This is a genomic window from Mycobacterium sp. ACS4054 (genome assembly GCF_001667275.1).
GTDB lineage: Bacteria > Actinomycetota > Actinomycetes > Mycobacteriales > Mycobacteriaceae > Mycobacterium.
On the sequence record NZ_LZHV01000041.1, the window covers coordinates 118,093 to 127,035 of the forward strand.

Below are 8,943 nucleotides of genomic sequence, written 5' to 3' on the forward strand. Positions count from 1 at the left end.
CGCTCACGAAACTTCTCACCGGCGCCCGCGGGAGCCCGACGCCCGACGGGCCGCCCGGTTCATCAGGCCGGGCTCCTCGAATTTCGCGTAGGCATCCACGATTTCGGACACCAGCCGGTGGCGCACCACGTCCACGCTCGTCAGCTCCGCGATGTGGATGTCCTCGACGCTGTCGAGGATCTCGATCGCCGACCGCAGGCCCGACCTGGCGCCGCCGGGAAGGTCCACCTGCGTGATATCGCCGGTGATGACCATTTTCGACCCGAAGCCGAGGCGGGTGAGGAACATCTTCATCTGCTCGGCGGTGGTGTTCTGCGCCTCGTCGAGGACGATGAAGGCCGAATTGAGCGTGCGGCCGCGCATATAGGCCAGCGGCGCCACCTCGATGACCCCGGCGGACATCAGCTTCGGGATCAGCTCGGGATCCATCATGTCGTAGAGCGCGTCATAGAGCGGCCGCAGATACGGGTCGATCTTCTCGCTCAGCGTGCCCGGCAGAAAGCCAAGCCGCTCACCGGCTTCCACCGCCGGCCGGGTCAGGATGATGCGGTTCACCTGTTTGGTCTGCAGCGCGCTGACCGCCTTGGCCATGGCCAGGTACGTCTTGCCGGTGCCGGCCGGGCCCACCCCGAAAACGATGGTGTTGGCGTCGATCGCGTCGACGTAACGCTTCTGGTTGAGCGTCTTGGGCCGGATCGTCTTTCCCCGCCGCGACAGGATGTCGAGGGTGAGCACCTCGGCCGGCGACTCGTTGTCGGTGCCGGTCAGCATCGCGACGCTGTGGCGCACCACCTCGGGCGTCAGCGGCTGACCGTTGGCGACGATCGCGACCAGCTCGGAGATCGCCCGCTCGGCGAGCGCGACGTCGGCCGGTTCGCCCGAGACGGTCACGGCGTTGCCACGCACGTGCAGATCGGCGTTCAGGCTGCGTTCCAGGGCGCGAAGGTTTTCGTCTGCCGAGCCCAACAAGCCGACGACGACATCGGGCGGAACATCGATGCTGCTGCGTACTTGGGCGTTGGCCTGGAGGCCTCCGGCTGCGTCAACAGCGCTGGTCTCGCGGGGCGTCACGTGGCTCTCGATGCCTGCTTTCTCGGCTTGTCAGTGGTTTGCTCGGCTGCCTAAGTCTACGCCGGGGTCCTCGGTTGGTCAGCTTCCTCACCGCCGTCGCTTGCGCTGAGCGCCCGGATCAACCGGTCGATGACGGCGCCGGCTTCGCGGCGTGCCGTTGAGTGATCTTCGGCCCTCGCCACATAGAGGGTGGCCTCGCGCATCGCGCCGAGCATGGTCAGCGCGGTCGCCTCGATCGGCTGCGACGGGATGCGGCCGGTCTCGATCGCGCCGGAAAGCAGCGCCCGCACCAACCCGAGGTTGTAGCGATTGCCGATCTCGGTCCACCGCGTCCAACCGAGCACCGCAGGGGCGTCCACCAGCGCTATGCGCTGGATTTCGGGATCGGAACAGGCGTCCAGCCAATAGGTGGCGCCCAACCGCATCACCTCGATGGCGTCGGTTTCGCCGGACGCCGCGATCGCCTCGCCCATGCGGGCGGCAACCTCCGCCTCGACCTGCTCGAACACGGTCGCGAACAGCTCGGTCTTGTCGGCGAAGTGGTGATAGAGCGCGCCGCGGGTCACGCCCGCCGCGCGCACGATCGCCTCGAGGGCCACCTCCGAGAAACCCTGGGCAGCGAACAACGGCCGCGCCGCCGAGACCAGCGCCTCCCGCGTTTCCGCGGAGCGCTCCGCCTGGGTCCGCCGTTCGTCGGTCAAGCCATTGCCTTTCATACATACTGTATGTATGTTCATACATACCGTATGAATCTCGCTCTGAAGATAGCAGCGGGACGGCGGAATCCAAGGAAGGGACACGGTTGACGATGAACTCTGCGATACAGGCCGTCGAGGCGGACCGCGAGGCGCTGCTGGCTATTCTTCGATCGTTGGACGACTCCGACTGGGCGCAGGCCAGTGGCTGCCCGGGGTGGTCGGTGCGCGACGTCGTGTCCCACATGGCATGCAGTTTCTGGCTGGCGGTCGACCCGTCGCACCTGCCCGATCCGAAGGGCCTGCCGGCGGAGCGCGCGGCGGACCTGTACGTCGAATCGCGTCGCGGCATGACGTCGCGGGAGATTGTGGAGGACTACGAATCGGTCAGCTCGAAGGGCCTCGAGGTCCTCGCGGCCGCGGCGGATCAGGACTTCGAGGTGCCGCTCGGCGATGTCGGGACGTACCCGGCGTCGGAGATCCCGGCGGCGTTCGCCTTCGAGCACTACGTCCACATCAGATACGACCTGCTGCAGCCGGACGGCCCGCTGCGGGCGGAACCCCCCGCTTCCGATGCGTTGCGGCTGCAACCGACGGTGGACTGGATCGAGGCGGCGTTGCCCCAACAGAACGCCGACCTCCTGGGGCGCTTGGGCGGCGCGGTGGAGATCCGCCTCACCGACGGTTGCGAACGGACGCTGCGGTTCGGCGACGGGGACGTGACCGCCCAAATCGCCTCGGCTGCTGACGCATTCGTGCGATGGGTCAGTCAACGCGGAACGTGGGAAGCCCTCGGCGTGCAAGCGCACGGAGACCGAGCGAACCTCGAGATCGCGCGCCAGCTAAGCGTTTTCTGAGGCGGCATCGCCGACACCGCCGTCCAAGCCGGCAGCGTCCCATCGGGGCGTGAGCACGCCGATCGCACCCAACGCCACCGCGGCCGCGGTCGACGTCCGCAACACCTGCGGGCCGAGGCGCACGGGGACCGCGCCGGCGTCGGCCAACCCGGCGACCTCCTCCGGCGCCATGCCGCCCTCCGGCCCGACCACCAGCCACACCGAATCAGCTTGCGCGACATGGCAATCCGCGAGCCGACCGGCGGCCGATTCGTGCAGGGCCAGCACCGCCGATCCGGCGGCCACAGCCTCCCGGACCCGCCGCGTCAGCTCGGCGGTGGACAGCACGCCGTCGACCGCCGGGATATGCGCCCGGCGCGACTGCCGGGCCGCCGACCGGGCGACGGCGCGCCACCGGCGCAGGCCCTTGTCCACGCGACCGCCCTGCCAATTCGCCACACACCGGGCCGCCTGCCAGGCCAGAAACGCGTCGGCGCCCGCCTCGGTGGCCAATTCGATGGCCAGCTCGGAGCGTTCGGACTTGGGCAGCGCCTGCACCACCGTCACCGCCGGGCGACCGGACGCGACGCTCCAACGCTCCAGTACCCGGGCCCGCAGCCCGTCGCGGCCGGCGTGCTCGACTTCGCAGTGCGCCAAGCCCCCGGCGCCGTCGCCGAGGACCAGCTGCTCACCGGGCCGGATCCGCCGCACGGTCGCCGCGTGAAAGCCCTCGTCCCCGTCGACGACGGCCAACTCGCCGACATCGGGCAGCGCGTCGACGTAGAAGAGGGTGGCGACCATCGGGTGGCTCGGCGAACCGAGAAGGCTAGCGCCCGGTGAAGGTTTCGCGCAGCCTGCTGAACAAGCCGCCGCCGGCGTGGGTCGAGCGGACCTCGGGGACGTCGCGGCTGCGCCGGTTCTTCAGCTCACGCAGCAGTTCGGTGTCGTGGTGGTCCAGCCGGGTGGGCACCAACACCTCGACGTGGACGTGCAGATCGCCCCGGGTGCCCGACCGCAGGTGGGGCATCCCGTGGCCACGCAACGTGATGACCGAATTCGGTTGCGTGCCAGGCGGAATGGTGATCTCGCTGATGCCGTCCAGGATGGCGTCGATGGTCACGGTGGCGCCCAGCGCCGCGTCGACCATGGGGACCGACACCGTGCAGTGCAGGTCGTCGCCTTCGCGGACGAAGACGTCGTGGGCCTGTTCGTGCACCTCGACATACAGGTCGCCGGCCGGCCCTCCCCCGGGCCCGACCTCGCCCTGGGCGGCGAGCCGCACCCGCATGCCGTCGCCGACACCGGCGGGGATCTTGACGCTGATCTCGCGGCGGGCCCGGACCCGGCCGTCGCCCATGCACTGGTGGCACGGGTCGGGGATGACCGTTCCGACGCCGCGGCAGGTGGGGCAGGGCCGCGAGGTCATCACCTGGCCCAGCAGGGACCGCTGCACCGTCTGCACCTCGCCGCGCCCGCCGCACGTGTCACACGGGATCGGCACGGAGTCGCCGTTGGTGCCCTTGCCCTGGCAGCGGTCGCACAGCACCGCCGTGTCGACGGTGACCTGCTTGGTCACCCCGGTCGCGCACTCTTCGAGGTCGAGCCGCATCCGCAGCAGCGAGTCCGAGCCCGGCCGGACCCGGCCGATGGGGCCGCGCGAGGTCGCCCCGCCGCTGAAGCCGCCCCCGAAGAAGGCCTCGAACACGTCGCCCAGGCCGCCGAAGCCGCCCCCGAAGCCGCCGCCCGCCGCGGCGGCGCTTTCCATCGGATCGCCGCCCAGGTCGACGATGCGCCGCTTCTCGGGGTCGCTCAGCACCTCGTAGGCGACGCTGATCTCCTTGAACTTCGCCTGCGCGCCCTCATCGGGGTTGACGTCGGGATGCAGCTCACGCGCCAGCTTGCGGTACGCGCGCTTGATGTCCGCATCGCTGGCGTTTCTGCTCACGCCGAGCAGCCCGTAATAGTCGCGTGCCACGCCTGACTCTCCTAAACCTGGTCCTTATCCCGCGCCTGCGCATACTGCGGGTGCGCGTTCATCGAGCACCCAGGACTTCGCCGATATATAGGGCAACCGCGGCGACGCTGGCGATAGTTCCCGGATAGTCCATCCGGGTGGGCCCCAGCACACCCATTCCGCCGAACACGGTGTCGGAGGTGCCGTAGGCGGTGGTCACCATCGAGGTGCCGGCCATTTGCTCGGCGGCCGTCTCATGGCCGATGCGCACCGTCACCTTACCGGCTTCCTGCTGGGCCGCCAGCAACCGCAGCACCACCACCTGCTCCTCGAGCGCTTCCAGGATCGAGCGCAACGAGCCCCCGAAATCGGCGGCGTTGCGGGTCAGGTTGGCGGTCCCGCCCATCAGCAAGCGTTCCTCGGTGTGTTCCACCAGCTGCTCCAGCAAGACCGTCGCCGAGCGGCCGACGGCGTCGCCCAGGCCGTCGGGGGCGCGCAGGTTCCCGGCCAGGTCGGCCACCGCGATCGAGGCCGCCGACAGCTTCTTGCCGACCAGCGCCTGGCCCAGCATCTCGCGGAGCTGGGCCAGCTGATGGTCGTCGATGACGTCGCCGAGTTCGACGATGCGCTGGTCCACCCGACCGGTGTCGGTGATGACGACCATCAACAGCCGGGCCGGGGTCAGCGCGATCACTTCCAGATGGCGCACGGTCGACGAGGTGAGCGTCGGGTACTGCACCACGGCCACCTGCCGGGTCAGCTGGGCCAGTAGGCGGACCGCGCGGCGCAGCACGTCGTCCAGGTCGACGCCGGATTCCAGGAAGCTCAGGATCGCGCTGCGCTCGGCCGCGGACAGCGGCTTGACGTCGTGCAGGCGGTCCACGAACTCGCGGTAACCCTTCTCGGTGGGCACGCGCCCGGAGCTGGTGTGCGGCTGGGTGATGTAGCCCTCGGCCTCCAGCACCGCCATGTCGTTGCGGACGGTCGCCGACGAGACGCCCAAGTTATGACGCTCCACCAGCGTCTTGGAACCGATGGGTTCCTTGGTGGCAACGAAATCGGCGACAATGGCACGCAGCACCTCGAAGCGACGTTCGTCGGCACTTCCCACTCGTGGTCACCTCCCTGCAGCGCCCTGACCGGGTTCATTTTACGGGTCGCAAACCGTGCTGACCGCGACCAGCGGCCGCTTGCCGGGGCGGGCGGTCCCTGGCCGCCGTCGGCATTACCGGCGGCTTGGACGCCGGCGACGCTTCTTGCGGCTAGCCTGTCCAGCATGAACCGGTCGGGTCATAGCAACGCGTCGGGGAAGATCGCGCAATGATTTTCAAGGGCGTGCGCGACGGCAAGCCGTATCCCGAGCACGGGCTGTCCTACCGGGACTGGTCCCAGATTCCGCCGCAGCAGATCCGGCTCGACGAACTGGTGACCACGACGACGGTGCTCGCGCTCGATCGCCTGCTGTCGGAGGACTCCACCTTCTACGGCGACCTCTTCCCGCACGTGGTGCGGTGGAAGGGCGTCACCTACCTCGAGGACGGGCTGCACCGGGCGGTCCGTGCGGCGCTGCGAAACCGCACCGTGCTGCACGCCCGGGTGTTCGACATGGACATGGCGCCCGGGCCGCCCCGATAGCCGGTCACGTTTACCGGGCGCGGGGTGTCGACTCAGTGAGGACGCTGGTTCACACCGCAACTTGCTAGGAGGGTCGCCATGTCCCGGTTGCAAGGGGTCTCCGACCGCGACGCCGGTCTGGGCGCCAAGATCGCCTTCTTCTTCACCAAGCGCAAGCTGGCCCAGATGACCGGCCTGGAAACGGCCGGGATGCTGGAACCGCTGCGGATGTACGCGCACATCCCCCGGCTGCTCAACGCCTACGGGAAGCTCGAGCAGGCCGAGTCCAAGCTGGACGTGCTCAGCCCGCGCCACCGCGCGCTCGCGGAGCTCAAGGCGGCGACGACAGTGCGCTGCGAGTACTGCATCGACCTCGGTTCGCAGATCGCCCGCCAGTGGGGCATGACCGATGAGGAACTGCTCGCACTGGCCGACTATCGAAGCGCCGCATGCTTTTCCGAGCTCGACAAGCTGATCCTCGAATACGCCACCGCGGTCAGCCGCACCCCCGTCGAGGTCAGCGACGAGCTATTCGACGCCCTGCGAGCGCATTTCGACACCGCCCAACTCGTCGGGCTCACCCACGTCATCACGCTGGGCAACCTGCGCGCCCGCTTCAACCTCGCGCTCGGCATCGGTTCGTCCGGCTTCTCCGGCAACCGGGTGTGCGCCCTGCCCGACGCGGGCGCCAGATGAGCGTGGACCCGTCGATCACCACGCGGTTCGAGGCGGCGCGGCCGCAGCTGGGCGCGATCGCCTACCGCATGCTGGGTTCGATCGACGACGCCCAGGACGCCGTGCAGGAAGCGTGGCTGCGGCTCAGCGGCAGCGGCGCCGACGGCATCGCCAACCTGGACGCGTGGTTGACGACCGTGGTGGCCCGCATCTGCCTGAACATGTTGCGCGACCGCCGGGCCCACGCGCGCGAGGGGCTGGGCGTCGCGCTGCCGGACCCGATCGTGGACGCCGAGGGCGAATTCGACCCCGAGCACCGCGCGATGCTGGCCGACGCGGTCGGGCTGGCGATGTTCGTCGTGCTGGACACCCTGGCGCCCGAGCAGCGGCTGGCGTTCGTGCTGCACGACGTCTTCGCGGTGCCGTTCGACCAGATCGCGCCGATCGTCGGCCGGACGCCGGAGGCCACCCGCAAGCTGGCCAGCCGGGCCCGCCGGCGCATCGAGGAGGCCGATCCGGCCCCCGACGGCGACGTGGCCGCCCAGCGGGAGGCCGTTGACGCGTTCTTCGCGGCGGGCCGCAGCGGCGACTTCGACCGCCTGGTGGCGGTGCTGCATCCCGACGTGGTGCTGCGCGGCGACTTCGGCCGCGGCACCGCCGGTTTCCGCACCCAGGGCGCGTCTGCGGTGGCGCGGCTGGCCCGCGCATACGCGGGTCCCGATCGCGAGGTGCGCGCCGCGACGGTCAACGGGGCGGCCGGCGCGGTCATCTTCGTCGACGGGCGGCCGACGGCGATCATGGCCTTCGTGGTGCGCGACGGCCTGGTCGCCTCGATCGACGTGCTGGCCGACCCCGACCGCGTCGCCCGATCAGACCTGCGCGCGCTGCGCGCCGATCACTGACCGGCGGCCTGCAGCAGCTCCATCGCCGACGCCCGGGACAGCACCCAGCCGCCCTGGTTGACGAACGTGACGTTCTGCGTGACCGGCGACGTCAGCTTCGGACCGGAGACCGCGACGTCGGCGGTGGCCGAGCCGGCCGCGGCCGGCTGGATGTTCGTGACGTCGAACGACAACGGCAGGTCGCCGTTCTTGGCCGCCTTCTGCAGCTTCTTGTCGGCCACGTGCGCCTCGATGCCGCTGATGCCACCCTGAACCAGGTTGCTCTTGCTGGCGAACGAGACGCTCGGGTCGGCCAGGCTGTTCAGCACGCCGGTCAGCGGGTCGGCCGTCGGGACGTCGGCGGCCGGCGCCGGGTCCTGCGGCAACGGCGCGCCGACCGCGGTCAACCGCACCTGGTCCATCGGCGTCGCGACGGAGGCCAGCCCCGCGGCCGCACCCCCGATGACGGCGAACGCTGCCGCGCTGGTGGCGAGCAACTTGACGGTCTTCATGGTTCCCCCTTCGACGGGCGCGAGCCTGAACCGGATCCACACATTTGGTGTGGTGTCAGCGCGCCTGCTACTCCTGTTGTTTCGCGTCTCGGCACGGCCACGTTACGACCGCGCCTTAGGAAGACAACATGCACAACCTGTGCGCCGGCTGTGTGGCCGCCCAGAATGCCGGCCGCCTAGTTGGTGGCCGTCGCCGCCTGGATCAGGGCAATCGCGGCGTCGTGCTGCAGGATCCAGTTGCCGCCCTGGTTGACGAACACCAGGTGCTTTTGCACCGGGCCGGCGAACTTCGGTCCCGAGATGGCGACGTCGGCCTGGGCCAGGTTCGGGCCGGCCGGCGCGATGTTCGTCACGGCGAACGTCTCCGGGAAGTTCCCGTTGCGGTACGCCTTTCGCAGATCGTGGTCGGCCACGTGGCCCTCGTCGGGGCTGATGCCGTTTTCCACCAGGTTGTTCTTGGTCGTGTAGGAGACGCCCGGGTCGGTGGCCTGGTTGCACAGCGTCGACAGCTGCTCCGGCGTCGGCAGGGCGCCGGGGGCCGGGGGCGGCGGTGGCGGGTCCTGCGGCAACGGCGCGCCGAGCGCGGCCAGTTGCACCTGATCCATCGGTGCGGCGACGAAAGCGCCACCGGCGGCTCCCCCTACGACGGCAAACGCCGCCACGCCGGTGGCAAGAGTTTTAACGGTCCTCACGGTTCCCCCTTCG

At 69.8% G+C, this 8,943-nt stretch carries 11 protein-coding genes; 4 read left to right on the forward strand and 7 right to left on the reverse strand.

All coding sequences use genetic code 11. From position 1 onward, the window contains the following. Positions 1 to 15: 15 nt before the first annotated feature. Positions 16 to 1,071: a PhoH family protein gene (locus A5730_RS09490; RefSeq protein ID WP_055400796.1), complete on the reverse strand. Its 1,056-nt coding sequence runs from the start codon at positions 1,069 to 1,071 to the stop codon at positions 16 to 18. A 56-nt stretch (positions 1,072 to 1,127) separates the two neighbouring features. Next, complete coding sequence (locus tag A5730_RS09495; protein ID WP_067898739.1) at positions 1,128 to 1,787, reverse strand: TetR/AcrR family transcriptional regulator; 660 nt, start codon at positions 1,785 to 1,787, stop codon at positions 1,128 to 1,130. A gap of 92 nt (positions 1,788 to 1,879) precedes the next feature. On the opposite strand from A5730_RS09495, the gene A5730_RS09500 reads away from it, so the two are divergent. Continuing rightward, positions 1,880 to 2,623, forward strand: a complete 744-nt coding sequence (locus tag A5730_RS09500) for a maleylpyruvate isomerase family mycothiol-dependent enzyme (protein ID WP_082946781.1) — start codon at positions 1,880 to 1,882, stop codon at positions 2,621 to 2,623. Here A5730_RS09500 and A5730_RS09505 read toward each other — a convergent pair. The 3 genes from A5730_RS09505 to hrcA are packed head-to-tail and all read right to left on the reverse strand — an operon-like array spanning position 2,609 to position 5,667. Beyond that, positions 2,609 to 3,403, reverse strand: coding sequence for a 16S rRNA (uracil(1498)-N(3))-methyltransferase (locus tag A5730_RS09505; RefSeq protein ID WP_067898742.1), 795 nt, complete (start codon positions 3,401 to 3,403; stop codon positions 2,609 to 2,611). The two genes, A5730_RS09500 and A5730_RS09505, sit on opposite strands and share 15 nt — an antisense overlap. Before the next feature lie 25 nt (positions 3,404 to 3,428). Next, a complete protein-coding gene (gene dnaJ / locus A5730_RS09510; RefSeq protein WP_067898745.1) occupies positions 3,429 to 4,577 on the reverse strand; it encodes a molecular chaperone DnaJ in 1,149 nt (382 codons plus the stop codon). A gap of 58 nt (positions 4,578 to 4,635) precedes the next feature. After that, a complete protein-coding gene (gene hrcA, locus A5730_RS09515; RefSeq protein WP_055400804.1) occupies positions 4,636 to 5,667 on the reverse strand; it encodes a heat-inducible transcriptional repressor HrcA in 1,032 nt (343 codons plus the stop codon). Positions 5,668 to 5,876: 209 nt separating this feature from the next. On the opposite strand from hrcA, the gene A5730_RS09520 reads away from it, so the two are divergent. The 3 genes from A5730_RS09520 (at position 5,877) to A5730_RS09530 (ending at position 7,747) form a co-directional block, all read left to right on the forward strand. Beyond that, positions 5,877 to 6,191 (forward strand): type II toxin-antitoxin system VapB family antitoxin, encoded by a 315-nt coding sequence (locus tag A5730_RS09520; RefSeq protein ID WP_067898748.1) that lies wholly within the window; start codon positions 5,877 to 5,879, stop codon positions 6,189 to 6,191. Between the two features lie 78 nt (positions 6,192 to 6,269). After that, positions 6,270 to 6,866, forward strand: a complete 597-nt coding sequence (locus tag A5730_RS09525; protein ID WP_067898751.1) for a carboxymuconolactone decarboxylase family protein — start codon at positions 6,270 to 6,272, stop codon at positions 6,864 to 6,866. Continuing rightward, a complete protein-coding gene (locus A5730_RS09530) occupies positions 6,863 to 7,747 on the forward strand; it encodes a sigma-70 family RNA polymerase sigma factor (protein WP_067898754.1) in 885 nt (294 codons plus the stop codon). The genes A5730_RS09525 and A5730_RS09530 overlap by 4 nt, the downstream gene beginning before the upstream one ends. Here the strand turns inward: A5730_RS09530 and A5730_RS09535 are convergent. Together A5730_RS09535 and A5730_RS09540 are read right to left on the reverse strand one after the other, a co-directional pair. Then, positions 7,741 to 8,238, reverse strand: coding sequence for a hypothetical protein (locus tag A5730_RS09535; RefSeq protein ID WP_067898757.1), 498 nt, complete (start codon positions 8,236 to 8,238; stop codon positions 7,741 to 7,743). The genes A5730_RS09530 and A5730_RS09535 overlap by 7 nt on opposite strands. A 176-nt stretch (positions 8,239 to 8,414) precedes the next feature. Further along, entirely contained in the window at positions 8,415 to 8,930 is a 516-nt protein-coding gene (locus A5730_RS09540) for a hypothetical protein (RefSeq protein WP_067898760.1), read from the reverse strand. Positions 8,931 to 8,943: the final 13 nt, after the last annotated feature.

Bases quoted from the DNA above. Each gene is read 5' to 3' on its own strand.
- A5730_RS09495 (WP_067898739.1), bottom strand. From the start codon at position 1,787: ATGAAAGGCAATGGCTTGACCGACGAACGGCGGACCCAGGCGGAGCGC.
- A5730_RS09500 (WP_082946781.1), top strand. From the start codon at position 1,880: ATGAACTCTGCGATACAGGCCGTCGAGGCGGACCGCGAGGCGCTGCTG.
- A5730_RS09505 (WP_067898742.1), bottom strand. From the start codon at position 3,403: ATGGTCGCCACCCTCTTCTACGTCGACGCGCTGCCCGATGTCGGCGAG.
- A5730_RS09520 (WP_067898748.1), top strand. From the start codon at position 5,877: ATGATTTTCAAGGGCGTGCGCGACGGCAAGCCGTATCCCGAGCACGGG.
- A5730_RS09525 (WP_067898751.1), top strand. From the start codon at position 6,270: ATGTCCCGGTTGCAAGGGGTCTCCGACCGCGACGCCGGTCTGGGCGCC.
- A5730_RS09530 (WP_067898754.1), top strand. From the start codon at position 6,863: ATGAGCGTGGACCCGTCGATCACCACGCGGTTCGAGGCGGCGCGGCCG.
- A5730_RS09535 (WP_067898757.1), bottom strand. From the start codon at position 8,238: ATGAAGACCGTCAAGTTGCTCGCCACCAGCGCGGCAGCGTTCGCCGTC.